Below are 26,996 nucleotides of genomic sequence, written 5' to 3' on the forward strand. Positions count from 1 at the left end.
AAGGAGCCGACGGCGGGCCGGGGTGCCGCAGCGACGGGGGTGACTCGACCGGCGGGCGGGCGAACACCTAAAAACACGCAGACACGCAACCACGCAGACACGCAGACACGCAGACACGCAGACACGCAGACACGCAGACACGCAGACACGCAGACACGCAGGCACGCAGGCACGCAGGCACGCAGGCAGACCGTAAGGCCTGCCTGCCATCCGCTACGGCGCTCAGTCCCGTACGGGCTTCAGTCCCGTACGTGCGTCGACCGCCACGCCGACGACGCCCGAGGGGCCGGGCCGCCGCCCCGCACCTCCTTGCTGATGACGCGGCGCTGTGCGGCGGTGGTGGCGCCCCAGATGCCCGCGTCCTCACCCTGTTCGATCGCCCATGAGCGACAGGCGAGCAGGACGCGGCACCGTCGGCAGACCGCGAGCGCTCTGGCGACCTGGGGATCTGATTCCCGCTCGGCGAGGGGGAAGAACAGCTCGGGGTCCTCGCCGACGCAGGCGGCGTCCCGCAGCCACGTCCGGGCCGGCCACGACTCCTCGACGCCCACGCCGAGGGGAGAGAAGCAACTGTTTTCGGACACGGCACACCTCCGCATCGTGCCGACTTGAGCCGGCACGTGGCTGCGGCACGGGGTGCGCCGCAGGCCCGGCAGAGGTTGCGCCTTCCACCGTAAACCGCCGACGTGCCGGACGGGAGGGCCAAGGAACCGGCAACGGCAGCTTCGCACGACACGGTCCGTGTCGAAAAGGCCCGGAAAGCTGTTCCCGCCACCTTTTCGGACATATGCCCCGCGCTCTCCGGTACGGCCCCGCATCAGAATCCGACGTCCCCGTCAGCGCTCAGCGCACTCCACCGCGTTCTTCGGCGCGCTGAGCGCCTCCCGCAGGCCGTGGTCGACCTGCTCGTCATCGGTGTGCTGGGTGTGCAGTTCGACGGTGAGCCGGGAGCCGCCCGGCTCGTCGCCAGCCTCGACGTGCAGTCGCCCGCGGTAGTCGTGGGGACCCGGCGCGCCCCTCTCCAGACTCCTCCCCTCCTCGACGACGCGGATCTTCTTTCCGCTGTTCAGGTCTGTCTCCACTGACAGAGAGGGGGGGTGCGCCCTTCGTTCTTGTTCGAGTGCGGTCGGTCGTCCTTCGAACCTGAGGCAAAGCCTCTGCTGTAGGGGCACTGAGGTATAGGCAATCAAAGCGCGCCGCCCATAGCGTAGTCGGGGCGGTTTCTATCCCAGGGGGCAGCATGGATCAGCTGGCACTCGCAGCGGCGACAGCATTAGTAGGGGCAATGGCCACTGATGCTTGGCAGCAAAGCCGGGGCGCTGTCGTCTCGTGGTGGCGCCAGGTGCGTTCGGACCAAGAGGCGGAAACAGTAGGGACAGACCTTACAGAGACTCGAACCCGGATTCTCGCAGCGCGAGAGGCGGGGGATGCAGACACTGAGCAGGCTGTGACCGGGGCCTGGCAGCGAAGACTGCAACAGATGCTTCGAGATGATCCCGGACTGGAGCCGGAATTGCGGCGAGTCCTCGATAGTGCACTCACACCCACTCTGTCCCCCGGCGAGAACGCTCGAATCGGATCACTCCTGACGAAGGCGACAGCCTCTGGGCGCGGCAGGGTATACCAGGCAGGTCGTGATCAGCACATCTCCGAGTCATGAGGCCGGTCGACGAGTCTCCGACGGGTGGAGACGGGACTCACTTCCAGGCAGAGGCTTCCGACCAGGCTCGGATCTATCAGGCCGGCAGAGACCAATACGTATCAGATGGGGATCTGCACCTGCACTATCAAGCCGATGTTCGCAGGGCACGGCGTGTGGAAGCGGGAGTTAAGCCAGCGAAATGCCCCTATCCGGGCCTGCTGCCGTTCGACGCGGCGCAGGCCCGGTGGTTCTTTGGGCGTGATGCTTTGATCGCTGACTTGCTGGTTCGCCTCGACGAACAACTCCGGCAAGGGGGCACGCTGGCGGTCGTTGCCCCATCCGGTGCGGGCAAGTCCTCGGTGCTCAGGGCTGGCCTCTTGCCGGCGATCGCGCGAGGAGCCCTGCCCGTCGCAGGATCGGCGCAATGGCCGTCCGTGCTGATGACACCCACAGGGCATCCGATAAACGCGCTAGCAACGCAACTCGCCAAGGTCATCAGCAGCAGTCCTGACCAAGTGGACGAGATGTTGTTGGCCCCACCAACAGTGTGCGCTGCGATTGTGCGGGAGGCGCTCCAACGGCAAGTGGACAGCCAGGAAGACTCGGCTCGGCGGCTAGTCATAGTTGTTGACCAACTGGAGGAATTGTTTACCCTCTGTGAGGAAGAAGATGAACGGTGCCGCTTCCTCAGTGTCCTCGCGGCACTAGCAGCTCCAGGGGACGGCGGGAGCCACCCAGCTGCCTTGGTCGTCTATGGTTTGCGGTCGGACTTCTATGCCCAGTGCGCCAACTATCCAGAACTTCGGGCGGCCCTGCAGAACGATCAGGTGCTTGTCGGCCCCTTGTCGGAGGAGGGGCTGCGTGAAGCGATCCAGTATCCTGCGCAGGACGCGGGTCTCGAGATCGAGCCGGGTCTGATCGAACTGCTGCTGCGGGATCTCGGCCTGGCTGTCCGCGGTGACGCGGGGGGCATAGGCGGTGCAGGAAGGTACGAGGCGGGGAGGCTGCCGCTACTCGCCCACGCGCTACGGGCCACCTGGCAACAAAAGAGTGGCAACATCCTCACCGTGGACGGCTACCGGGCGACCGGCGGCATCGGCCACGCCATTGCTACCACTGCCGAAAACCGCTTCAACAGGTTGGACCCGGAGAGCAAGCAGGCGGCACAGGTGCTTTTCTTGCGCTTGGTCAAAATCGGCGAGGGCGTGGACGATACTCGTCGACGCGTCCACCGCTCGGAAATCTTGAGCTCGAGCGGCAATCCTGCAATGTTCGAGGCGGTAATTGATACCTTCACCGAAGGGCGCCTGCTGACCCAGAACCATGAGACCGTGGAGATCACTCACGAGGCGCTTCTACATGCCTGGCCTCGCCTGAGCGGATGGATCGATGCGGATCGGGCCGGCAACATTATTCGCCAAGACCTTGAAGAGGCCACCGCTGGCTGGGTGCGCAACCGTAATGAAACTGGTGCGCTGTACCGCGGTAGCCGACTCGAATCGGCCTGCGCTTGGGCGGCCACAGTTCCGAATAATTCCCTTGCGCCCGATGTCTCTGCCTTTCTTGCGGCTTCGGTGCGGCAGAAACGACGGCGCAGGCGGCGCCGCAGCACTGTGATTGCGATACTGTCCGCACTTACCCTGGTTGCCTCCATGGCGGCTGTTGTCGCGTTCCAGCAACGCGACACCGCACGGTCTGAGCGCGACAAAGCAATCTATCTTCAAATTGTCGCAGAGGCTGACGCATTGCGTGCTTCAGATCCCTCCCTTGCCGCGCAACTGGATTTGGTCGCCTACCGCATGCGGCCGACTGCGGACCTGCAAACACAGTTGATCAATGATGCGGGCAGGACGTTATCTATTCCTTTGGAACATGACCGCGAAGTCGCTTCAGTGGAATTTAGTCCAGATGGAAAAACGTTGGCAGGCGCGAGTTACGACGGCAAGGTGTGGCTGTGGGATCTCAGCAGCCCCGGCCACCCCAAACGCTTACGGCGGCTTCAGGTCGCTGAGGACCACTTGGCCATCTCCGTGACATTCAGCCATGACGGGAAAATTTTGGCGGGTTCCGCAGGCAATAAGATCGTGCTGTGGGATCTCAGTGAGCGGACGCGCCCCAAAACGCTGGGTAATCCCGTGACGGGACACGGCGACATAACGTCCATGGCCTTCAGCCCGGATGGGCGCGTCTTGGCCAGCGCGAGCACCGATCGGACCGTTCGCTTGTGGAGCCTCGCAGACCCTGCACAAGCAGTGCCGCTGAGTAAGCCTATTGTCATGCATGCCGACGAGGTCAACTCAGTGGAATTCAGCCCGAACGGACGTATCCTCGCCAGTGGAAGCCGTGACGGGACTGTGCAGCTATGGAATCTAGCGGATCCAATCCACCCTGCCTCGATAGGTAAGCCCCTCACCGGCCATGGTAGTCCTGTCTGGTCCGCGCGATTCAGCCCGGACGGACGCACCCTCGCTAGTGCGGGGGCCGACGGAAATGTGCGGTTGTGGGATGTCCGCGTTCCAGCCCGCCCCGTACCAAAAGGCAAAGCACTCAGCCACCCGAGCATCGTTGAGTCTGTGGCATTCGCCCAAAACGGACGCATCCTGGCCACTGCCTGCGATGATGGACTGGTCCGCTTGTGGGACATATCAGGCGCTTCCGGACCTATGCCATTGGGAGAGTGGCTCGCAGGGCACGACGGACCTGTCGGCTCTGTCGCCTTCAGCCCCGACGGATACACCATTGCCAGCGCCAGTCAGGACGGGACAATCCGACTGTGGAGTCGCCCCCGGACGGTCCTGACGGGCCACTCCGGGTCGGTACTCTCCGTCGAATTCAGCCCCGACGGCAGTACGTTGGCCAGCGGTAGCAGCGACACAACAGTCCGATTGTGGAATATTGCTGATCCTGCCCACCCAGTGCCGTTGGGTGAGCCGCTTGCAGGTCACGACGGAGCTGTCGTCTCTGTCGCTTTCAGTCCTGACGGGCGCACTCTTGCCAGCGCCAGCTACGACAAGACGGTCCAGTTGTGGGATGTGGCTGACCTTGCCAATCCCAAGCGCATAGGAAAACCCCTCCTCGGCCACGCCGATATTGTCACTTCTGTAAGGTTCAGTCCGGATGGACGCACTCTGGCAACCGCCAGCCAAGATAAAACCGTTAGGCTATGGGATCTCACCGACGTGGTCCGCCCCAGGCCACTAGGTAAGCCGATCGATGGCCACATGGATGGTGTCTGGGCGCTGGCGTTCAGTCCAAAAGGACGCATTCTGGCAACTGCCAGTAATGATGTCGCGGTGAGACTATGGGACATTACAGATCCAGGCCGCATAAAACAACTGGGGAATCGCATGACTAGCCATGCCGCACCAGTTGGCGCCGTCTCCTTTAGTCCCGACGGTCGCCTGCTGGTCAGCGGCGGGAGCGACAATACGGTGAGGTTGTGGAACGTCAGCGACCCGGTGCGTCCAAAACTCATCTCCGCCCTTGCCGGATTTAACGGAACTGTTTCGTCTGCACTGTTCAGTCCTGACGGGAAATACCTGGCTGCCGCCAGCGAGGACTCGAATCTTCGCCTGTGGGACGCTCGCAATCCAGCAGTACCTTTGCGGATAGGTAGGCCCCTGACCGGACACATCGCGGGCGTCCATTCGCTGGATATTAGCGCAGACGGGAAAACTCTGGCCAGTGGGAGCGATGACTTTACGGTGCGCATTTGGAGGCTGGAGGGAAATGCGAATTCGCTAAAAAATCAAATTTGCCAATCCACCAGAGGTGCACTTACCCGCGGTCAATGGAAGGATCACATCCCCCAACTACCGTTTAATCCCCCGTGCCTATAGGCGAGGAGAGAGCCTGCGGGGTCAGCGGATCGGAGTGAAGACCCGCGTGTCGCGGGGAGACGTCTTTTCTGCTGACAGGGAGACCGAGGGCTTCAAACAGTGCCAGACCCAGCCCATGATGACTTCGAGCGGCTCCATGGTCCCGGTGTCCGGACCGCACCACCGATCTCGCCAGTCATCGTCAGCTTCCTCGCCTGTTGAGGTGCGGATCGCGATCGCTGGGCGGCGTCGGGCAAGCCCGGCGCCGCCGAGATGCTGCCGCCCAATGCCGACCCCGCTCAGCAGTTCCTGATCGTCAACGACTTCCGCCCCGTCGAGCAGTGGCTCTATCACTGTGCCGGTGCCCGGCCAGGTGGCTGCTGTGGCCGCTGAGAAGGCTTGGTCCACGCCTGCTCCGGTGAGGAGTTGGGCGGTGCGGTGGCGCAGGATGGTCGTTTCGGTCGTCGCGGTGGGTGGTCCGGGCAGTGCGAGCTCCTGGCGAAGCAGAGCGGCCGCGCGGACGTGGGCGGCATGAAAGTTGAGCATGCCGGCGCTGGACCGGGCGCTGGCAAGCTTCCGTCCGTCGTGGAGGACTTGGGGAGGATCGAGGAGGTTGGCGGTCCGGGCGTCGGCGAGACAAGGGCGCTGCCAGTCCGGCGGCTCTGCATCCATGAGAAGCAGTGGCTCGACTGCGGCGGGGCGCTGCATGGCGTGCTCCCACGCCGCCTGCGGTCCGCTGCCCAGGACGACAAGGTGCTCGGTGGGGCTGCCTTACCGGACCCAACCTGCCGAACAGGGCCGGTCCGCGAAGCACGGCCCCGCAGGACACACGGGCGAAACAGTTACCTCACGAGCCATTGACAGGAGCCCCAGCCGTCGGCACTCTCATGTGCACGCGGTTGGCTAAACGATTTACCAACCCGGAATCCACTACTTCGGGCAGGTTTCATGGCACGCCGGATCGGGATCAAGGACGTGGCCGCGGCGGCAGGTGTGTCGACCGCGACGGTGTCGCACATCCTGAACGGGGTCGAGGGCAAGCGGGCCAGCGCGCAGACGCGGGAACGCGTCCTCCAGGTCGCCCGTGAACTCGGGTACGCGCCGAACGGCCTCGCCCGGGGACTGCGGATGCGGCGTTCGCAGACCATCGGTTTCGTCAGCGACGAGATCGCCACCACCCCCCACGCGGGCCGGATGATCCTCGGCGCGCAGGAGGCCGCGGCCGCCGCGGGCATGGTGCTGCTGCTGGTGAACACCAGCGGTGACGCCGAACTGGAGCGCACCAGCATCGAGATGCTGCTCCAGCGTCAGGTGGACGGCGTGCTGTACGCGGCGATGTACCACCGGGACGTACGGGTGCCGGCGAGTCTCGGCTCGACGCCCACCGTGCTGCTGGACGCGCGCGCCGAGGACCCGGCCATCCCCTTCGTCATCCCCGACGAGGTCCAGGGCGGCCGCACGGCGGTGCGGGAGCTGACCGACCACGGGCACCGCAGGATCGGCGTGACCGTGCAGACCGTCGACCTGCCCGCCAAGCAGGGCCGCCTTGAGGGCTACCGCAGGGCGCTGGCCGAGGTCGGCGTCCCCTACGACCCGTCGCTGGTCGCCGCCGAGACGGCGGTGCCCTTCGGCACGACCGCCGGTGACGTCGACGCGGGATACCGCGCGGCACGGCGCCTACTGACGGCGGAGCGGCGCCCCACGGCGCTGTTCTGCTTCAACGACCGTATGGCCGCCGGTGCTTACCGCGCCGCCGCCGAGTTGGGACTGTCCGTCCCCGACGACCTGTCGGTCATCGGGTTCGACAACCAGGAGCTGGTCTGCGAGGCCGTTCACCCCGCGCTGAGCACGGTCCAGCTGCCGCACTACGAGATGGGGGCACGGGCTGTGGCCCAGTTGCTCGCGCTCACCGAGACACCGGGCCGGCCACCGGGCCCGGACACCCAGGAGATGCTGCTTTGCCCGCTGGTGGCGCGGGCATCGGTCGCTTCGCCGCCCCGACTCTGACCCCGGGACGGCGAAGCACTTCACACCATGACAGGCGACCGTCGTGACCGGTCGTCATCCCTGTCAGCACTATGAACACAGTGAGGGTACACACATGTCCCCCGAGGATTTCGACGCACCACCGGGCCGGCACGGTCCGCTGACGCCGCCCGGCAACCACCCCGGCGCCGCGGGCACTTGGACCCGGCGGCCGCGAGAACAGCGAGTACGGCGAGAGTCTCGAACAGCGCGGGCGTCGCGGGCGTGCTGACGGCAACGCCGTCCCGCCGCTCCCCGGCGCGATGCCGGACCTCGCTGCCGCCGTCATGCTCCGTGGCTGCGCGCGTCCGTGACGTCATGTGTCCGTGACGTCATGTGTCCGTGACGTCATGCTCCATGACTTCATGCGGCCATGACTTCGTGCGTCCATGACTCACGCCTCAGTGAGCCCGTGCAGGACCTGACGCGTCACAGCACCCTGCCGTCATGTCCTCGTGCCGTCGCGCCCTCTTGCCGCCATGCCGGCGGAGCCCCTCGCTCCGTACACACCGAAAGGCACATGTGTGTCCACCGCGTCCCGCGACCCGTACCGGCCCGTCGCGCATCTGCGTCCACCCCGGAACTGGATCAACGACCCCAACGGCCTTGTCTTCCACGACGGCCACTACCACGTCTTCCACCAGTACAACCCCAACGGCGCCACTCACGCCGACATCCACTGGGGCCACTTCCGCAGCCCCGACCTGCTGAGCTGGGAGCGGTTGCCCCTCGCCCTGTCCCCCACGCCCGGCGGTGAGGACGCCGACGGCTGCTTCTCCGGCAACGCCGTCTCCGACGGCGACCGGCTGGTCGTCTTCTACTCCGCGAACCGGTGGGACCGCTCACTCCAGCACCAGCCGGTCACCACCGCCGTCTCCGTCGACGGCGGCCGGACCTTCACCCCGCGCCGGGACCTGCTCATCCCCGGACTCCCCGACGACTGCACCATGTACCGGGACCCGTACGTGTGGCGGGACGGCGACCGCTGGCGGATGCTCGTCGGCGCGGCCCTCGCCGACGGCCGCGGCGCGGCCGTGCTGTACGAGTCACCCGACCTGGAGACATGGACGTACCTCGGTCCCTTCGACGCCCGCGAGCCGGAGCCGGTCGGCGACGCCGGGCAGCACACCGGTGAAGGGTGGGAGTGCCCCCAGTACCTCCCGGCGGAATCCGGGCGGCCCGGCGCCCTCATCTTCAGCGCGTGGAACGAGGACGACGGCCCGCGCTGCGTCGCAGCCCTGATCGGTGAGGAACGCGACGACGGGCACGGCCCTCGCCTGGAGTCCGGCTCGCCCGTCCTCGTCGACCACGGCCCCGACTGCTACGCGCCGGCGCTGCTGCGAGCCCCCGACGGGCGATGGCTGCTGTGGGGCTGGTCGTGGGAGGCGCGTGAGGAGTCCTGGGCGGCCGCGGACGGCTGGTCCGGGGTGCTGACCCTGCCCCGCGAGATCTCCGTCCACGCCGACGGCACGCTGCGGCAGCGGCCCGCCGCCGAGCTGCTCGCCCTGCGCGGGCAGCACACCGTCCACGCCGAAGGCGTCGCCCTTGGGGCGCAGCCGGTCGAACTCGGCGGCGTGGGCCGCTCCTTCGACCTGACGGCCCGTCTGGACTCCGACGCGGCGGCCGGTCTGCGGCTGCTGACCTCCCCGGACGGCTCTGAGTACCTCGACATCCGCCTCGACCCGGACGCCGGCGAACTCGTCGTCGACCGCGACCACGCCTCGCGGGACGACCGTGCCCGCGGCGGCTCCCACCGGATGCCCTGTCCCACCGGCCGGCCGGTCGAGCTGCGCGTCGTGGTCGACCACTCCGTCGCCGAGGTGTTCCTGACCTCCACCGGCCAGGTGCTCACCCTGCGCTTCTACCCGACGGGCGACGGCCCGTGGCGGCTCCAGGCCCGCAGCGCGCCCGGCGCCCGACTCGGCTTCGCGGTCGAGGCCTGGGAACTGCTCCCCCTCACGGTCAAGGAGCCGAGCGCCGACGACGAGCAGACACCGAGGCGGCCCGCATGACACAGACACCGCCGACCGGGCCGTACGGCCCGGGGCGCCGGCCGGTCCTCGCCGAGCACCTCCCCACCACTCCCTCTCTCCCGCACCCCATCCCGGAGGCACCCACCGTGAACGCCGGAAGCGCAAGAACCCGCCGGACCGCCGGCACAGCCCTGGCCCTGATCCTCCCCCTGGCCGCACTGGCCGCCTGCGGGGGCGGCAGCGGCGCCGGGACCACCGCAGAGAAGGGCAGCGGCACCGGGACCATCACCGTCTGGGCCCATCAGGGCCAGGCGAGCGAGGCGGCCGCCGTGCAGAACGCGGTGAAGTCGTTCAACGCCTCCCAGGACAAGATCAAGGTCGAGCTGACCCTGATCCCCGACAGCGACTACACCAAGACCATCACCGCCACCGACGCCTCCAAGCTGCCCGACGTGCTGGAGTTCGACGGCCCGACCATGGCGAACTTCGTCTACAACAGGAAGCTCGCCGCGATCGACACGTACGTCTCCAGCACGACCATGGCCAACGCCACCGACGCCATCAAGGCCGAGGGCGAGATCGACGGCAAGCACTACGGCCTGGGCATGTACGACTCCGGGCTCGGCGTCTACGGCAACAAGAAGCTGCTCGACGCGGCCGGGATCAAGTACCCCACCGGCGTCAAGAACGCCTGGACCGCCGCGGAGTTCACCGCGGCCGTCAAGAAGCTGGCCGCCGGGGACCCCGACGGCAAGAGCCTCGACCTCCAGGAGAGCGGCGGCTTCGCCAACGAGTGGGGCACCTACGGCTTCGCCCCCCTCGTCTGGTCGGCCGGCGGGGCGCTCCTGAAGGACGGCAAGGCGGAAGGCGCCCTGGACACCCCGGCCGTGGCGGCGGCGCTGAAGACCTTCCAGTCCTGGAAGCAGTACACGGACCCCAACACCGACCAGAACGCCTTCGCCAAGGGCCGTGTGGCGCTGAGCTGGGTCGGGCACTGGATGTACCCGGCCTACAGCAAGGCGCTCGGTGACGACCTGGTGGTGCTCCCGATGCCCGACTTCGGCAAGGGCCCCAAGACCGGCCAGGGTTCCTGGGCCTGGGGCATCGGCGCGAACACCAAGAACGCCAAGGCGGCCGGCGCGTTCCTCGACTCCCTGCTGAACGACGCCAACGTCGCGGCGATGACCACGGCGAACGGCGCCCCTCCCGGGACGAAGTCCGCGCTCGCCAAGAGCGCCCTGTACCAGCGGGGCGGCCCGCTCCAGCTCTTCGCCGACCAGCTCGCCGAGCCGTGCGGCGACTCCCGGATCGACACGTCGTGCGTGGCCGTGACCCGCCCGGTCACCGCCGGGTACCCCACGGTCACCGCCAAGTTCAGCCAGGCGCTGAGCGACGTCTACGGCGGGGCCGACCCGAAGACCGCCCTGGCCAAGGCCGCCCGCGCCATCGACCAGGACTTCTCGGACAACGACGGCTACAAGCTGCCGTAACCGCATCCAGCAGCAGGGAGGGCGGGCGCTGCCACCGACGCCCGCCCTCCCGGCCCGGAAGAGGACTTCTACCGTGACCACCGTGAATCCCGCACCCGCCGCGCCCGCCGGCCGGAAGGCGGCCCCGCCCCCGAAGCCGACCGGGTCCGCGCGGACCGGACGCCGCGACCGTGACCGGCTGCACGGGCTGCTGATGTCCGCGCCCGCCCTCGGCGGTCTCATCGCCTTCGTCGGCGTGCCGTTCGTCTACGCGGTCGTGCTCTCCTTCTACAACGTGCGCCTCGGCTCCCCGCTGCCGCCCCGCTTCTTCGGTCTGGAGCAGTACCGGCGGATCTTCACCGACCCCGACCTGTCCGGCCCGTTCCTGCGGGCCCTGCTGAACAACCTGACCTTCGCCGTGCTCGTGGTGCCCCTGCAGACCGGGCTGGCACTGGCGCTGGCGATCCTGCTGAACCGCAAGCTCAAGGCCATCGGCGTGTACCGGTCCCTGTTCTTCCTGCCGGTGGTCTTCCCCATGGCGCTGGTCGCCGTCATCTGGCGGCTGATCCTTGCCCGCAGCGGCGACGGCCTGCTCAACTCCGCGTTGCACGCCGTGAGTTTCGGCCACTGGGGCGCCTTCGACTGGCTCGGTGACGGGCTCACCGCCATGGCCTCGATCATCGTGCTGTCCGTGTGGCAGGGTGTGGGCTTCCAGATGGTGATCCTCCTCGCCGGCCTCCAGCAGATCCCGGGCGAGCTCTACGAGGCCGCCCGGCTCGACCGGGCCTCGCGGTGGCAGCAGTTCCGGCACGTCACCCTGCCGGGCATCCACGGCACCCTCGTCTTCGTCGCCCTGCTCACCTCGGTGCTGTCCTTCCGCGTCTTCGACCAGGTGTACGTCCTCGTCAAGGGCGGCGGACTCGACGAGGACGCCACCCGCACCGTGATGTACCAGGCCGTCACCACCGCCTTCGACCAGAACAACATCGGCCAGGCGTCGGCGATCACCGTCGTGTTCTTCCTGATCGTCGTCGCCCTGACCCTCATCCAGCGCCGCGCCGTCCGCACCGGCAACGAGGACTGATCCCCCATGGCCCAGACCCGCGCACCCCTGCGCCGCATCCTCGACCACGCCGTCCTGGGCGTGCTCGCGTTCGTCTTCGTCCTGCCCGTCCTCTACCTCGTCCTCGGCAGCTTCAAGCCGTCCGACGAGGTGCTCGGCGGTCTGACCGGCTTCCTGCCCACGCACCTGTCGTTCGACAACTACGCCGCCGTCCTGGACAGCTTCGACTCCGACGCCACCGGCTACTTCTGGCGCTTCATGGGTGTCTCGCTGCTGCTGTCCACCGTGGTCGTCCTCGGCGGGCTGATCGTCAACTCCATGGCCGCCTACGGCCTGTGCCGACTGCGGTGGCGTGGTCAGAAGGCCGTCTTCGCGCTGGTGCTGCTGCTGATGCTGGTCCCGTTCGAGGCGGTGGCGGTCCCGCTGTTCTACCTGCTCAACGAGCAGCGCAACACCGTCTGGGTCCAGGCCGCCCCGTTCGTCGCCAACGCCTTCTCCGTCTACCAGTTCGCCACGTTCTTCCGCTCGATCCCGCCCAGCATCGAGGAGGCGGCCCGCATCGACGGCGCCGGGCCCTGGCGCACCTTCTTCGCGATCATCGTCCCGATGTCGAGGCCGGTGTTCGCCTCCGTAGCGATCCTGACCTTCCTCACCCAGTGGGGCTCCTTCCTCTGGCCGGTGCTGATGGTGTCGGACCCCTCGGTGCGTCCGCTGCCGCTGGAGATGAGCGTCTTCCAGGGACAGATGCCCGTGGACTGGGGCCAGGTGCTCGCCTTCGGCGTGCTGCTGGTGCTGCCGGTGCTGATCGTCTTCGCGTTCTTCCAGCGGTGGTTCGTGCAGGGCGTCGCCAGCTCGGCGGTCAAGGGCTGAGGCCCCGCCGGTCCGCCGTCACCCATGTGTGCCGGGACTCCCGATCGTCCTGTCGGGGGCCGGCGTCGGTGCCCCCGAGTCACTCCGAGGCGGCGGGCCTGAGTTCGAGGAGCAAGGCCGTGTCGGCGCGGGGCAGGGAGACGGTGAGCCGGCCCGAGGCCGCGTCCCATCGAGCGCCGGCGTCGGCCGTGGTGGGGTACAGCACCGCCGGGCGCAGACGCGCGCCCCGCAGGTGGGGGACGGTGAGCGTACGCTCGTCGTCCCGGCCCGGAGCATGGGCGGCGGCGGCCCCGCGTCTCCAGACCGTGAGGTGGGTGGCGTCCCGCCCGCGCAGTCCCTGGGCGATCCATGCGTCCTCCCAGGCGGGCAGGCCCAGGGGCCAGATGGGGCGTGCTTCGGCGATCCGCGGCCGGAGGTCCTTGTACACGGCGAGCGCCGAGCGGACGAGGGCGAACTGCTCCTCGCTCATGCGGTCGAGGAAACCGGAGAGGTGGACGCGGCCGAGCAGCGCGCCGGTGAGGGTGAAGGCGATCTGGTCGAGGGTGTGCTCCGGCTGGGGGTAGGCCCACACGGCAGCCTGCTCGGGTGTCACGGCGGTCGGGGCCGCCGCGGCGATGGGCGGGTAGCGCAGGAGGTCCTGCTGGTCGCTGGTGGATTGCAGCTGGGCCACGGCCAGTTGGGCGTAGTCCATGCGCAGGCCGCCCGATCCGCAGTTCTCCAGGACGAGACGCGGGTGCCGGTCGAGGAGCGAGGCCATCCAGTCCAGGTGGGCGCGGTGGTGTCCGAGCAGGCCTGCGCCGGGGCTCTCGCCGTCGTTCTCCGTGCCCGGCCCGATGTTGATGTTGTAGTCGAGCTTCAGGTAGCCGACGCCCCACTCGCCGGCCAGCCGGTCCACGACCCGGTCGAGGTGGGCGCGGGCGGCCGGGTGGCGCAGGTCCAGGTGGTGCCGGCCGTGCTCGGTGACGCGCCGGCCGCCGCGCCGGAAGAACGCCTCGTCGGGCAGGGTGCGGGCCAACGGGCTGCGGACGCCGACGACTTCGGGTTCGAGCCAGAGCCCTGGGGTCATGCCGTGGTGTCTGACGGCGTCCAGGACTTCCGGCAGGCCGCCGGGGAAGCGGCGGGGGGCGGGTTCCCAGGCGCCGACGGCGTCCCACCAGCCCTGGGCGTCGTCGTCGTACCAGCCGGCGTCGATGACGAAGACCTCCGCGCCGGCCCGCCCGGCCGCCTCCACGAGCGGCAGGAGCCGTTCGGTGGTGGGGTCGCCCATCAGGGTGTTCATGTAGTCGTTGTAGACGACCGGCAGCGCGCGGTGGTCGGGGTGCTCGCGGCGGACGGCCCGGCGGTGGTCGGTGAGGTGGCCGAAGGCCGCGTCCAGACCGCCCGTCCGCGCCCGGACCAGGACGGCGGGGACGGTGTGGAACTCCTCGCCGGGGGCCAGGGTGTGGTGCCACTGATGGTGGGCGTCGTCGGGGCCGAACAGGGCGAGGTAGGCGGCGCCCTCGCGTTCGCCGGTCTCGAAGCGCCAGCCGGCGCTGGACTCGATCTGCCACAGCCAGGCGTGGCCCTGCCCGTCGGTGAGGGCGGCCAGGGGCAGATGGCGGCCGGTGGACCAGCTTCCCTGCGAGTACCGTTCGAAGCAGCCGCGGCCCTCGTGCCCGTGGGCGGACCGGCTGAGCGGGACGACCCGCTCGCGGAAGGGCGCCTGCCGCCAACGGCATTCCGCGAGCCAGTCGTTGTCGGCCCAGTGCAGGGTGAGGCCGTCGAGGCCGCCGGCCGCGTCGACGACACCGCCGAGGGTCAGGGTGGAGACGCTCTCCAGCCGCAGCGGCTCGCCGCCCTCGTTGACGAGGCGCACACGGGCGCGCAGGGCGGCTGCGTCCGCGGCGGTCTCCAGGGTGACGTCGGCGGCCAGATCGGTCACGGGGTCCGACAGCCGGATCGTGGTGCGCTCGCAGCCGCCGTCGTGGACCGTCTCGTGCCCGCGGTAGATGAGGCGGTCGCCGACGGCCGTCTCGATGAAGCGTTCCCCCGACCACATGCGCCCGTGGCCGGTGGCGGTGACCTCCACGAGGGGGACCAGACGGGCCCAGTCCTCGCCGTCCCCGCCCAGCCTCACCGCCCCGGCGGCGTCCACGAGCGCGTGCAGGCCGAGTGCCTGGTGCGACCAGATCCGGGACGTCTCGACGGATCCGACGACAGCGGTCAACGCGTCCTCCCCTACCGGGTGTTCGGGCTGCGGTGGTCCGACGGCTGTCTGTCGTGTTCCGCAACTCCTGCAGCTGGTCCATCTTCCGGTACCTCCCGGTCCCGGTCACGCTCAAGGCCGGAACCAGTACCGTCTCCTTCGGCAACCCCGCGACCTGCACACCCGACATCGACAAAGTGACCGTCGCCCCGCTCAACCGCTGGCACTCCCCCCCCGCCCGCCCGCGAAAGAGATTCCTGGCACCGGCGGGCGTAGGGTGTGGTGCAGTCCGACGGTACGGGGAGCTGGGCATGAGGGCTGAAGAGACGCGGAGTTGGGGGTCCACCCTCGATTCGGTCGTGGTGTACGCGCAGGGCGCGCTCTGCCGGCGGCTGGCCCGCGGCCGCGTGCCCGCGGACGGGCGGGTCCGGGTGACGGGGCTGCCCCGGTCGCTGGACCCCGGTTCACTGCGCGCCGCCGTCCTCGGCGGCACGGGAGTGCGGGTCGTCGAAGCCCGGGTCGAGATCGACGCCGAACCGGCGGACGCCGACACTCACGACCGGCTGCGGCGCGAGGTGGACCAGCTGCGCGACGCGTACGCGGCGGCGCAGGCACGCCGGGACCGGCAGCTCCGCCGGATCGAGGAGATCCAGGCGCTCCACCCGGTGGCCCCGCCCCGCAAACGCGACGATCCGCACCGCCGTACCCCGGTCGACGCCTGGCTGGAGCTCGGCGACTTCGTCGAGCGGCGGCTCACGGCCCTGCACGCCCGCCTCGTCGAGTTCGAGGAGGCGGTCCAGCGCGCCGAGTACGAGCTGGCCGTCGCCGTGGACCGGCTCGCCCGCGCCTCCACCGACGCTCCGTCGGCGCACGTCACGTCCACGGTCTGCGCCGTCCTGACTCTCGACGGCGCCGGTGAGGGCGACGACGAGGTGGACGTGGAGGTGGAGTACGGGGTGCCGGGGGCCGTCTGGGCGCCGGCCTACCGGCTCACCCACCGCCAGGGCGAGGACAGCGGCCGTCTGGTGCTGCGCGCCTCGGTCGCCCAGCGCACCGGGGAGGACTGGACGGGTGTCCTGGTCTCTCTGTCCACGGCCGACCTGCGGCGGCGCACCGATCTGCCGAGGCTCCGCTCGATCCGCATCGGACGCCGTCAGCCCGCTCCGGCGCCGTCCGGCTGGCGCGAGCCGCCGGCCGGGCTCGCCGACCTGTTCACCGGGTACGACGCGGCCGGCCCCGGGCCGGTCACGCGTGACGCGGCGCCGGCCCTCGCGGTCGGGGGCACGGGGCCCGGGGGCGTACCCGTGGGCGGGGACGCCTTCGCCGGCTACGCCGACTTCGACGAACCGCTGCTCGCCGCGGAACCGTCGCTCTCCGCCCCGCCGCCGGCTCCCGCCGTCTACGGCGGGCCGCCCCCGGTGATGCCCGCGCCGCCCGGCTCCGCCGGCCCCATGGCTGCGCCTTCGGCCGCCTTCGGGGAGATGCAGAGGTCCGCCCCCGCCCGTCCCGGCAGGGCGCGTACGGCCGGACGGCCTCCGGTCGGCGGCGCACCCGCCTCCGCTCCCGCGCCCAAGGTGCCGCAGCGGCCGCCGGCGGCCGGTCCGCCGCAGCCGAGCAGCGCGGAGCTGGACTACGCCGGGCTCGTCCTCAGCGGCCCCGACGACCTGGCCGACCGCAGGGGCCGGCTGTTCCCGGACGCCCCCTTCGACCCGGTGGCGACCGAGTTCCGCCGCCGTGCCGAGGCGGTGGCCGCGCTGCCGCTGCCCGGGCACGCCGTGCGGCCCCGCGAGTCGGCGGGCTCCTTCGACCACCGTTTCGACGCCGCCGCCCGCGCCGACATCCCCTCGGACGGCGTCTGGCACACCGTCACCGTCGGCGAGATCCCCGTCGGCCTGCGCACCGAGTACCTCTGCGTTCCCTCGGTCGAGCCGACCGTGTACGCGACGCTGGTGATGTCCAACGCCACCGGTCAGGCGCTGCTCGCCGGCCCGGTGGAGGTCACCGTCGACGACGACTTCCTGCTGACCGCCGCGCTGCCCACGCTCGCCCCGGGCGGGGTGCGCCGGGTGGGGCTCGGTCCTGCCGAGGGCGTCCGCGTCACGCGCCGTACGACGCTGGACGAGTCGACGTCCGGACTGCGCAACAACGTCACCGTGCTGGACCACCGGGTCCATGTGGAGCTGGCCAACCGGCTGGCGCGGCCCGTCACCGTCGAGGTCCGCGAACCTGTCCCGGTCACCTCGGACTCCGACGTGCGGATCGAGGAGCGCGCGGACTGGACGACGCCCGACGACGGCACGGGGCCCGACCGCCACGCCCCGGGCACCCGCGTGTGGCGGGTTACCTTGCCCGCCGGCGGCGCCACCGCACTCGACGGCGGCTACGAGATCCGCTTCCCGGCCGGCAAGGCCCTGGTCGGCGGCAACCGCAGGAGCTGACACCACGATGTCCACGGCACCGAAGCCGATCGCCCTCCCCGTCACCGCCGTCACCTGCCTGGAGGACCGCGCCCACGTCGAGCGCACCGTCGTGCTCGACCTGGAGGCCGGAGTCCGGCGGCTGCGGCTCGGGCCGGTCAGCGCGCTGGCCGTCGACCGCACCCTGCACGCCGAGCTGACCGCCGGCCACCCGGCGAGCGTGCTGGACGCGCGGATCGTCCGCGCCTGGACCCCGCGCGGGCCAGGGGCCGCCGACGACGACTCCGCCCTCCGGCAGCGCGCGCACGCCCTCGAAGAGGAGCAGGTCGCCCTCCGGCAGCGCCGCGACCGGCTCCGGTCCCGCCTTGACCTGCTCGGCCGGCTCGCCGCCGATCTGCTGAGGGAGATCGGCGAAGGCGCCGGCCTCGGGGAGACCGACGGGGCCCGCTGGGCTCGCGAACTCGACCGGGTGGACGCCGAGCGCGACACGCACGAGGAGCGACTGCGCGCCGCCGAGGCCCGGCTGGCCGCTCTCGACGCCGAACTCTCGGACGTGCGTACGGCGATGGACCTCGCCGAGGAGGAGCCCGCCGAGCTGGTGGGGCATGTCGAGCTGACCGTGGAGAGCGCGGTGGCCGGCCCCGCGCAGCTGCGGCTGAGCCATCTCACCTCGTGTGCGGTGTGGCGTCCCGCCTACCGGGCCGTGCTCGACGGGGACCGGCTGACGCTGGAGACCGACGCGATGGTCTGGCAGCGCACCGGCGAGGACTGGTCGGACGTACGGCTGACGCTGTCGACGGCCCGCTCGGCGCTGGCCGCCGAGCCGCCGACCCTGCGCGAGGACCGGCTGACCCTCAAGGACCGCACCGCCGCCGAGCGCCGCACGGTCGACGTCGAGCTGCGGGAGGAGGAGGTCGGGGACCTCGGTCCCACCCCGGTGCTCGGTCTGCCCGGCCTGGCCGACGGCGGGGAGGCCCGGGTGCTGCACGCCCCCTCGCCGGTCTCCGTGCCGGCGGACGGCCGCGCCCACCGGCTGCCGCTCTCCTCCTTCAGCACGACCGCGAGGAGCGAGTACGTGTGCGCGGCCGAGCTGTCCCCGCTGGTCACCCAGACGGCACGGTTCGACAACCTGTCCGGGCACGCGCTGCTCGCCGGGCCGGTGGACCTGGTCCGCGGCAGCGGCGTCAGCGGCCGTGGCGCGCTGGACTTCGCCGCGCCCGGCGCACCCGTGGAACTGGCCTTCGGCAGCCGCGACGACCACCGGGTGGTGCGGCACGCCGAGGAGTCCCACGCCACCGCCGGACTCACCCAGCGGACGGTGACCACCCACAAGGTCCGGCTGCACCTGTCCCGGTTCTCGGCTCCCGGGGAGCGGGACGAGCGGACGGTGACCCTGCGCGAGCGCATCCCCGTCTCCGAGGTGTCGGCGGTCGAGGTCCGCCTGCGCAAGGAGGCCTGTTCGCCCCCGCCCGCCGAGGTCGACGCGGACGGTATCGTCCGCTGGGACGTCCCCCTCCCGCCCGACGGCCATCGCACGGTCACCCTGGTCTACGAGGTGTCGGCGAGCGCCAAGGTCACCGGGTTGTGAGCCGCGCGGAGCGGCGTGTCAGAAGGCGTAGCGGACGCGGAGCCACGGGGCGCGGGCGGTGATCAGTTCGCGCAGCCGGGCGACCGCGCGGGCCTTGGCGCGCGCCTCGTAGCGGACGTTCAGGGCGCCGTTCCCGGAGCGCTTGGTCTCCTGAAGGTCCGGGCGCCACAGGACGTCCTCGGCGCGGGGGTGCCAGCCGAGGTTGACCTCGTGCAGGTCGCGGTTGTGGGTCAGCATGATCACCTCGGCGGCGGCCTGCCGCTTCACCCGGTCGGGCAGGACGTCGTCGAGGTGGTCGAGCAGTTCCGTCCAGGACTCCTCCCAGCCGGGGCGGACGACGACGGGAGAGAGGTTGAAGTGGACCTCGTACCCGGCGTCCAGGAAGTCCGCGGCGGCGGCGATCCGGTCGGCGACCGGGGAGGTGCGCAGGTCCAGCAGCCGGGCGTCCTGCGGGGGCATCACCGAGAACCGGACGCGGGTGCGGCCGCGGGGGTCCAGTGCGAGCAGGTCGGGGTTGACGAACTTCGTCGCGAAGGACGCCTTGGCCGTCGGCCACAGCCGGAAGGCGTGCACGAGATCTGCGGTGTTGTCGCTGATCAGGGCGTCCACCGAGCAGTCGCCGTTCTCGCCGACGTCGTACACCCATGCCGTCGGGTCGCACTGGTTCGGTTCGGGCTTCGGGCCCTGCCGGGCGATGTGCCGGCCGATGTGGGCGATGATTCCGGTCGATGTCGGTGAACACGGTGACGGGGTTGGCGTACCCCTTGCGGCGGGGCACATAGCAGTAGGCGCAGGCCATCGCGCAGCCGTTGGAGGCGCCCGGGGCGATCCAGTCCGCGGACCTGCCGTTGGGGCGCGTGCTCAGCGACTTGCGCTCGCCGAGGACCAGCGTCTCGCCCTTCACCCTCACCCAGCGTTCGACATTGCCCTCGTTGCCGTGCAGTCCGGGGATGCGCCAGTGGGACTCCACCCCGACGACCCGCGCGCCGGGGAACCGGGCGAGGATCTGCCGGCCGCGCGGGGAGGCGGCTGCGGCGGGTTCGGCGTAGATCTCACGGACGGGCAGCAGGCGTCGTGCGGCGGCGGAGTCACGGGAGGAGGACGGCCGGACCGCGGCCGGGGCCCGCGGTCGGCCGGTGTCCGGCTCCGCGGGCCCCGGATCGAGCGCGTCGAGGCCGAAGAGCGTGTCGGGGCCGTCGTCGGACGCCACACCGACCACCTCCCCGCGCCCTTCGTCCACGCCGGCGGCCCGGCCCGGCCGACAGACGACGTGCGGAGGCTGCTCGCCCCGACCACGGTCGTCTTCCCGCGGTCCTCACCAGTAGTGCCGACGGCCGCCGACCGCGTGGCCGGCCGCGCCCAGGACCCACAGCACCAGGCCGATCACGGCGAGGATGATGCCGATGGTCCACAGAATGGATACGCCGGTGATGAAGCCGACGATGAGCAGGATGATGCCGAGGACGATCACGGTGGCCTCCGCTGCTGTAGTCCTTCCTTAACTGTGCGCTTGCGAAGGCCGTTTGTCGCCTGGAAGGGACGCCCTCCGGGTCAGTTCGTGACGGTGTGCGTGTCGGTGCCGGTGGAGCCCGCGAACTCCGTGCTGCCGGAGTAGACGGCGGTGACGGCGTGGGTGCCGGGGCCCAACGGGTTGTGGACGGTGGTGGCCGTGCCGTTGACGAGGGTGACGCTGACGGGAGAGCGGTTGCCGAGGGTGAAGGTGACGGTGCCGGTCGGGACGCCGGCTCCCGGCGGGACCGCCGTGACCGTCGCCGTCAGGGTCACTTTCTGACCCGTGTTCGACGGGTCGGGGGAGGAGACGACGCTGGTGGTGGACAGGGCCCGGTTCACGGTCTGGGTGTCGTTGCCGCTGGAGGCGGCGAAGCCGTTGCTGCCGATGTAGGCGGCGGTCACGGCGAACACGCCGCTTGCCCTGACGGTGTAGGCACGGGTGACGGTCGCGACGCCGTTGGTCAGGGTCGCGGTGACGGGCGAGGTGCCGTCGCCGAAGTTGAAGCTGACCGTGCCGGTCGGTGTGCCCGACCCGGGGGCGACCGGAGCGACGGTCGCGGTGAACGTCACCGGCTGGCCGACCACCGACGGATCCGGCGACGAACTCACCGACGTCGTCGTCGACACCCGGTCCACCGTCTGCGTGTCCGTACCGCTGGAACCGGCGAAGTTCACGGTCGCGCCGTACGTGGCGGTCACCGTGTAGGGACTGCCCGTCCTGACCGCGTAGGCACGGGTGACCGTCGCGACGCCGTTCGCCAGAGTCGCGGTGACGGGCGAGGTGCCGTCACCGAAGTCGAAGCTCACCGTGCCGGCCGGAGTGCCCGACCCCGGCGCGACCGGCGCCACCGTCGCCGTGAACGTCACCGGCTGACCCACCACCGACGGATCCGGCGACGAACTCACCGACGTCGTCGTCGACACCCGGTCCACCGTCTGCGTGTCCGTACCGCTGGAACCGGCGAAGTTCACGGTCGCGCCGTACGTGGCGGTCACCGTGTAGGGACTGCCCGTCCTGACCGCGTAGGCACGGGTGACCGTCGCGACGCCGTTCGCCAGAGTCGCGGTGACGGGCGAGGTGCCGTCACCGAAGTCGAAGCTCACCGTGCCGGTCGGAGTGCCCGACCCCGGCGCGACCGGAGCCACCGTCGCGGTGAACGTCACCGGCTGACCCACCACAGACGGATCCGGCGACGAACTCACCGCCGTCGTCGTCGACGCCCGGTTCACGGTGTGGGTGTCCGTACCGCTGGAGCCCGCGAACGAGATGTTCCCGCCGTAGGTGGCGGTGACGGTGTACGGACTCGCGGTCCTGGCCGTGTAGGGGCGGGTGATGGCGGCGCCGCCGTCGACGAGGGTGACGGTCACCGGGTTCGTGCCGTCGCCGAAGTCGAAGCTGACCGTGCCGGTGGGCGTACCCGCCCCGGGCGCGACCGGCGCGACGGTGGCGGTGAACGTCACCGGCTGACCCACCACCGACGGATCCGGCGACGAGCTCACCGCCGTCGTGGTCGACGTCCGGTTCAGGGTGTGGACCGTGGTGCCGCTGGAGCCCGCGAAGTCGGTGTCGCCGCTGTACGTGGCGATGACCGTGTCCGGGCCGTCCCTGCGGTCGGTGTAGGCCCGGGTGACCGTGGCGGTGCCGTTCGTCAAGGTGGCGGTGGCCGGGGTGGAACCGTCCCCCAGGAAGAAGGTGACCGTACCGGTCGGCGTGCCCGCCCCCGGCGCGGCCGGCGCGACGGTCGCGGTGAACGTCACCGGCTGACCCACCACCGAGGGGTCCGGTGACGCGGTCACCGTCGTGGTGGTGAGCGCCCGGTCCACGGCGTGGAGGTCGGTGCCGGTGGAGAAGACGAAGTCCACGTCTCCGCTGTACGTCGCGGTCGTGGTGTACGGACTGCCGGTCCTGGAGGTGTACGCGTGGGTGACGGTGGCGCTGCCGCCGGTCAGGGCGGCGGTGACCGGGAGGGTGCCGTCGCCGAAGTCGAGGACGACCGTGCCGGTGGGAGGGCCGGTCTCGGGGGCGACGGGCCCGGCGGGGTCGACCGTCACGGTGATGGTGACGGTCTCGCCGACCACCGACGGGCTCGGCGCCGCGGTCACGGTGGTGAGGGTCAGTGTCCGGCGCACCCTGTGGTCCTCGGTCGCGGTGGAGCCGGCGAAGTCCGCGTCCCCGCTGTAGGTGAGGGTGACCGGGTACGGGCTGCCGGCGGCGCTCGTGTAGACGTGTGTGGTGGCGGCGGCGCCGTCCGTGAGCGGCAGGGTGACGGGTGTGGTGCCGTCGCCGAAGTCGAGGGTCACCGTGCCGGTCGGGGCGCCGGCCCCGGGGGCGAAGGGCGTGACGGCCGCGACGGGCGCGACGACGGCGGTGTAGGTGACCGCCTCCCCCACCAGGGACGGAGCCGGCACGGCTGTCAGCTCGACGATCGTCGGAGCCTGGCCCACGGTGTGGGTGGCCGTCGTGGAGGAGCCGGTGAAGTCGTCGTCGTCATAGACGGCGGTGACCGGGTAGGACCCGGCGGCCGCGTAGGTGTGGGCGACCTGGGCGGTGCCGTCGATGACGCGTGCGGCGACCGGCGGTGTGCCGTCGCCGAAGTCGAAGACCACCGTGCCGGTCGGCACGTCGGCCCCCGGAGCGTCCGCCGCGACGGTCGCGGTGAAGGTGACCGCCTCGCCCGTCACGGACGGGTCGGGTGACGAACTGAGCGTGGTGGACGTGGATGAGGGGTTCACCGTCTGGAAGTCGTGTCCCACCGAGGAGCTGAACGTCGCGCCGTCGCCCGCGTAGGTGGCGAGGACGGGGTAGGGGCTGCCGGATCCGGACGTGTAGACATGGGTGGCGACGGCGGCTCCCTGCGACAGGGGCACCGGCGCCGACGCTGTGCCGTCGCCGAAGTCGAAGAGGACGGTGCCGGTCGGCGTGCCCGACCCGGCGGTGACGGTGGCGGTGAACGACACCTGCTGCCAGGTCGTCGACGGATCCGGTGCGGAGGCCACCGTCGTGGTAGTGATCTGGATCGTCGATCGCACCCGGTGGGTGCTGACATCGCCCGACGGCTCGAAGTCGGTGTCCCCGCTGTAGGCGGCGGAGATCGTGTAGTCGGCGTCGTCGGCCGGGTAGGTGTGGACGACCGTGGCCAGCCCGTTGACGAGGGGCTCCACGACGGTCGGTGAGCCGTCGCCGAAGTCGACGGTCACCGTGCCCGTGGGCTGTCCGACACCGGGGGCGGCCACGATGACCCGCGCGGTGACGGTCGCGTCCCCGTCGGGGGCGGAGGGCTCCGGTGAGGACAGGACGGACGTCGAGGTCGGCGCACGCACGACCGTCTGCTCGGCGGTGTCCGACGACGGAGCGAAGTCGTCGTCCCCGCTGTACGCGGCGGTGACCGTGTAGGGGCTGCCGCCGGTGCCGGAGTAGGCGTGCGTCGCCGTCGCCAGCCCGTCCACGACCACGGCGGTGACGGGGACGCTGCCGTCGCCGAAGTCGAACCAGACCGTGCCCGTGGGTGTGCCGGTGGCGGGGGCGACGGGCGCGACGGCCGCGGTGAACGTCGCTCTCTCTCCGACGACCGGAACCTCGACAGAGGAACTCAGGGTCGTGGTCGTGGGCGGGTCGAGGTAGGTGTAGGTCGGGCCCCTGCCGACGCCGCCCAGGGTGGTGACCACGACCGGCACCCGGATGCTGGGCCCGGGCGGGGCGGGCGGCGCGGGGGGCGCGGTGAAGACGAGTCGGGCGTCGGACACGACGGTCGGGTACACGCTGGTGGATCCGAGGCGTACTTCCCGGGTGGTGTACAGGCCGATGCCGGTGACGGTGACCGTGTTGCCGCCGGTGTTGGGCCCGGTGGAGGGCGAGACGGCGCGGACGCGCGGGGTGTCGAGATAGAAGAAGGCGCCGAGGGGGTGGGTGGCGCCGGCGATGATGACCCTGACCGGGACGACGCCGGTGCCGGCGGGGCTGACGGCGTTGATGGTGAAGTCGTCCACGACCGTGAACGAATCGGCCGGGCGGCTTCCGAACAGCACCTGAGTGGCGTGCAGAAAGCCTTTTCCGCTGAGGATGACCAGGTCGCCGCCCCCGGTGTGGCCCTGGTCGGGTGAGACCGGCACCGGGATGTTCAGCACGACGACCGTGTCGGCGCCGTTGTCGACCACGTAGAGGTGCCGGCTGTCGCGGGTGACGACGATCCCCCTCGGTGCGCTCAGTCCGGTGACGGTGGCGGCGCGCGTGTGGGTGGCCAGGTTGATCGCCACGACCGAACCCGAGCCGCTCTCGGTGACGTAGGCCAGCGCTCCACGGGGGCCCATGGCGATCGCGACGGGGGCGGCGAAGCCGCCGATGGTGGTGGCGACGGTGTACGTGGTGGTGTCCACGACGCTGACCGTGCCGCCGCTCTGGTCGGCGACGTACAGTCGCTGTCCGTCGATGCTGACGGCGATACCACGAGGGTTGGCGAAGCCGCCGATCGTGGCCGCGACCGTGTACGTCGAGATGTCGACGACCGTGACGGTGCCGCTGCCGAAGTCGCTGACGTAGACGTAGGGGGCGGCGTCGGGGGAGATCACGACGTTGTAGGGGGTGCTGCCCACCGCCACGGTCGTCAGGACGGTGCGCGTGGCGGTGTCCAGCACGACGAGGCTGTCGGTGTCCTGGCTCACCACGTAGGCATGGGCGCCGTCCAGGGAGAAGGCGACGCCCACCGGTGCGGAGATCCCCTCGATCGTCGCGGTGACGGTGTTCGTCAGGACGTCGATCACGCTGACCGTCCCGGAGTCGAAGTTGCCGACGTACGCCTCGCTCCCGTTGGGGTTGACGGCGACTCCCCAGGGGCCGGAACCCACGGTCACGGTGGCGGTGGCGGTCCGGGTGACGGGGTCCAGGACGGTGACCGTGCCCGAGTCGAAGTTCGTCACGTAACCCACGCGGCCGGCCCGGCCGAAAGCGATGACGAGGGGACCGTCGCCCACCGGGATGGCGGCGACCGGGTCTGCGGGGACGGTGACGCTCACGGCTCGCGGGTACGGAAGCAGATCGACGGACACGGGCGGTCCCCTCCTTCTGACGAACGGGTTCTGTGGCCGGCGGCGCCCGCCCGTGCGGCCCGGGGGCCGCGGGGCGGGCGCCTGGACGGCCCACCGGGGTGGCGGACGGTGGGCCGTCGCTCGAAGGGCGGGTCGGTTGCCGGGACCGGCGAGGTGGGTGAAGGCGCCTGGAGAGGGTTCGGGCCCATGGCCCGCGACGCCTCGCGTCTTCGGCGTGGACAAGAAGAAACCGGCAGGGCTGCCTGTCTCACGTCCCCCGACACGGGGATGGGCAGCCCGCCGGTTCGCCCTCCCAGTGACCCATAGGCCCCAACTCGCAGACAAGAGCCGTCAATTCGCATCACCCGAACGGAGTATCCGGCAGGGCGGGGGCGGTTGACGGAGCCTGCGAGTACTCCGTTCGGGTGATGCGCTTGACGGACTCTTGTCACTGAGTCGGCCCTATGGGTGACTTGAGAGTGTGAACCGGCGGGCCGCCCATCCCCGAGCCGGGGAAATCTGACGGGCGGCTGTCGCCGGTTTTCTGTTGGCCCACGGGACGATCGTGTTCCTGTGGCGCCGTCCGTCGGGCTCTCGCCGGTTCCTCGTGTGTCCCCATCGAGCAGCGAGGAGTACTGCCATGCCCATCTCTCCGAACCAGGGATCCACCGGCGGCGGCACGCTGGTGACCATCACGGGCACCAACCTGGCCAACACCACCTCGGTCAAGTTCGGCACCAAGTCCGCCACGAGCATCACCCAGGTCTCCCCGACCCAGGTCACCGCCGTCTCCCCCTCGGGAACCGGCACCGTCGGCGTCACCGTCACCACCCCCGGCGGCACCAGCAACCCCGTCCCCTTCTTCTACGTCGGCGCCCCCTTCAAGTCCTCCCTCGGCGCCACCTCCGGGCCCCTCGCCGGCGGCAACACCATCACCCTGACCGGCACCGGTCTGTCCACCGCCACCAGCGTCTCCTTCGGCGGAGTCACCGCCACCCCCACCGTCAACTCCGACAGCTCCCTCAGCGTCACGGTCCCCGCCGGAGCCGCCGCGGGCCCCGTCTCCGTCTCGGTCACCACCGCGGGCGGCACCAACAACGGCCTCAGCTACACCTACGTCGACGCCCCGACCATCACCACCGTCACCCCCACCTCCGGACCCACCTCCGGCGGCACCGCAGTCACCATCACCGGCACCAACCTCGACACCACCGACTCCGTCACCTTCGACGGCGTCCCGGCGCCCTTCTCCGTCATCAACACCACCACCCTCTCCGCCGTCACCCCGCCCGGCACCGCCGGGGCGGTCGACGTCGTCGTCACCAACCCCGCCGGCTCCGACACCGCCACCGACGCCTTCACCTACGTGGCGGGCCCCGGCATCTGACCGCCCGTCAGCCTCCCGCCCCGAG

15 protein-coding genes and 1 pseudogene are annotated in these 26,996 nt (G+C 70.6%); 9 read left to right on the forward strand and 7 right to left on the reverse strand.

Annotated elements, in window-relative coordinates:
• Positions 1 to 239 precede the first annotated feature (239 nt).
• Together ACFYXA_RS28210 and ACFYXA_RS28215 are read right to left on the reverse strand one after the other, a co-directional pair.
• Entirely contained in the window at positions 240 to 584 is a 345-nt protein-coding gene (locus ACFYXA_RS28210; RefSeq protein ID WP_389037938.1) for a WhiB family transcriptional regulator, read from the reverse strand.
• A 252-nt stretch (positions 585 to 836) separates the two neighbouring features.
• Positions 837 to 1,082 carry a hypothetical protein gene (locus ACFYXA_RS28215; RefSeq protein ID WP_389037941.1) on the reverse strand — a complete coding sequence of 82 codons (246 nt, stop codon included), beginning with the start codon at positions 1,080 to 1,082 and terminating at the stop codon, positions 837 to 839.
• Between the two features lie 574 nt (positions 1,083 to 1,656).
• Between ACFYXA_RS28215 and ACFYXA_RS28220 the strand changes: the two genes are divergently transcribed.
• The gene (locus ACFYXA_RS28220; protein WP_389037944.1) at positions 1,657 to 5,481 is read left to right on the forward strand and encodes an NACHT and WD repeat domain-containing protein; all 3,825 of its coding nucleotides are present in this window, start codon (positions 1,657 to 1,659) and stop codon (positions 5,479 to 5,481) included.
• Between the two features lie 21 nt (positions 5,482 to 5,502).
• Here ACFYXA_RS28220 and ACFYXA_RS28225 read toward each other — a convergent pair whose 3' ends face one another.
• Positions 5,503 to 6,168 (reverse strand): hypothetical protein, encoded by a 666-nt coding sequence (locus tag ACFYXA_RS28225; RefSeq protein WP_389037947.1) that lies wholly within the window; start codon positions 6,166 to 6,168, stop codon positions 5,503 to 5,505.
• Between the two features lie 240 nt (positions 6,169 to 6,408).
• Here ACFYXA_RS28225 and ACFYXA_RS28230 point away from each other — a divergent pair, with 240 nt between their 5' ends.
• From ACFYXA_RS28230 to ACFYXA_RS28250, 5 genes are all read left to right on the forward strand, one after another.
• Positions 6,409 to 7,467: a LacI family DNA-binding transcriptional regulator gene (locus ACFYXA_RS28230; RefSeq protein WP_389037950.1), complete on the forward strand. Its 1,059-nt coding sequence runs from the start codon at positions 6,409 to 6,411 to the stop codon at positions 7,465 to 7,467.
• A gap of 542 nt (positions 7,468 to 8,009) precedes the next feature.
• A complete protein-coding gene (locus ACFYXA_RS28235; protein WP_389037953.1) occupies positions 8,010 to 9,497 on the forward strand; it encodes a glycoside hydrolase family 32 protein in 1,488 nt (495 codons plus the stop codon).
• Positions 9,494 to 10,948 carry an ABC transporter substrate-binding protein gene (locus ACFYXA_RS28240; protein WP_389037956.1) on the forward strand — a complete coding sequence of 485 codons (1,455 nt, stop codon included), beginning with the start codon at positions 9,494 to 9,496 and terminating at the stop codon, positions 10,946 to 10,948. Before ACFYXA_RS28235 ends, ACFYXA_RS28240 begins: the two co-directional genes overlap by 4 nt.
• A gap of 73 nt (positions 10,949 to 11,021) precedes the next feature.
• Complete coding sequence (locus ACFYXA_RS28245; RefSeq protein ID WP_352245791.1) at positions 11,022 to 12,011, forward strand: sugar ABC transporter permease; 990 nt, start codon at positions 11,022 to 11,024, stop codon at positions 12,009 to 12,011.
• Between the two features lie 6 nt (positions 12,012 to 12,017).
• Positions 12,018 to 12,860, forward strand: a complete 843-nt coding sequence (locus ACFYXA_RS28250) for a carbohydrate ABC transporter permease (protein ID WP_352245792.1) — start codon at positions 12,018 to 12,020, stop codon at positions 12,858 to 12,860.
• A 79-nt stretch (positions 12,861 to 12,939) separates the two neighbouring features.
• Here the strand turns inward: ACFYXA_RS28250 and ACFYXA_RS28255 are convergent, their stop codons facing one another.
• Positions 12,940 to 15,066 carry a glycoside hydrolase family 36 protein gene (locus ACFYXA_RS28255; RefSeq protein WP_389037962.1) on the reverse strand — a complete coding sequence of 709 codons (2,127 nt, stop codon included), beginning with the start codon at positions 15,064 to 15,066 and terminating at the stop codon, positions 12,940 to 12,942.
• 290 nt (positions 15,067 to 15,356) lie between these two features.
• On the opposite strand from ACFYXA_RS28255, the gene ACFYXA_RS28260 reads away from it, so the two are divergent.
• Complete coding sequence (locus ACFYXA_RS28260) at positions 15,357 to 17,483, forward strand: DUF4139 domain-containing protein (RefSeq protein ID WP_389037965.1); 2,127 nt, start codon at positions 15,357 to 15,359, stop codon at positions 17,481 to 17,483.
• A gap of 7 nt (positions 17,484 to 17,490) precedes the next feature.
• Positions 17,491 to 19,050, forward strand: a complete 1,560-nt coding sequence (locus ACFYXA_RS28265; protein WP_389037968.1) for a DUF4139 domain-containing protein — start codon at positions 17,491 to 17,493, stop codon at positions 19,048 to 19,050.
• 18 nt (positions 19,051 to 19,068) lie between these two features.
• Here the strand turns inward: ACFYXA_RS28265 and ACFYXA_RS28270 are convergent.
• The 3 genes and pseudogenes from ACFYXA_RS28270 to ACFYXA_RS28280 form a co-directional block, all read right to left on the reverse strand.
• Positions 19,069 to 20,260: pseudogene (locus tag ACFYXA_RS28270) on the reverse strand (spore photoproduct lyase family protein).
• Positions 20,261 to 20,365: 105 nt separating this feature from the next.
• A complete protein-coding gene (locus tag ACFYXA_RS28275) occupies positions 20,366 to 20,521 on the reverse strand; it encodes a DUF6131 family protein (RefSeq protein ID WP_352250882.1) in 156 nt (51 codons plus the stop codon).
• A gap of 80 nt (positions 20,522 to 20,601) precedes the next feature.
• Positions 20,602 to 25,605, reverse strand: coding sequence for an Ig-like domain repeat protein (locus ACFYXA_RS28280; protein WP_389037972.1), 5,004 nt, complete (start codon positions 25,603 to 25,605; stop codon positions 20,602 to 20,604).
• A 619-nt stretch (positions 25,606 to 26,224) separates the two neighbouring features.
• Here ACFYXA_RS28280 and ACFYXA_RS28285 point away from each other — a divergent pair.
• The gene (locus ACFYXA_RS28285; RefSeq protein ID WP_389037975.1) at positions 26,225 to 26,971 is read left to right on the forward strand and encodes an IPT/TIG domain-containing protein; all 747 of its coding nucleotides are present in this window, start codon (positions 26,225 to 26,227) and stop codon (positions 26,969 to 26,971) included.
• Positions 26,972 to 26,996 lie beyond the last annotated feature (25 nt).

Source organism: Streptomyces sp. NPDC002566 (assembly GCF_042889585.1).
GTDB lineage: Bacteria > Actinomycetota > Actinomycetes > Streptomycetales > Streptomycetaceae > Streptomyces.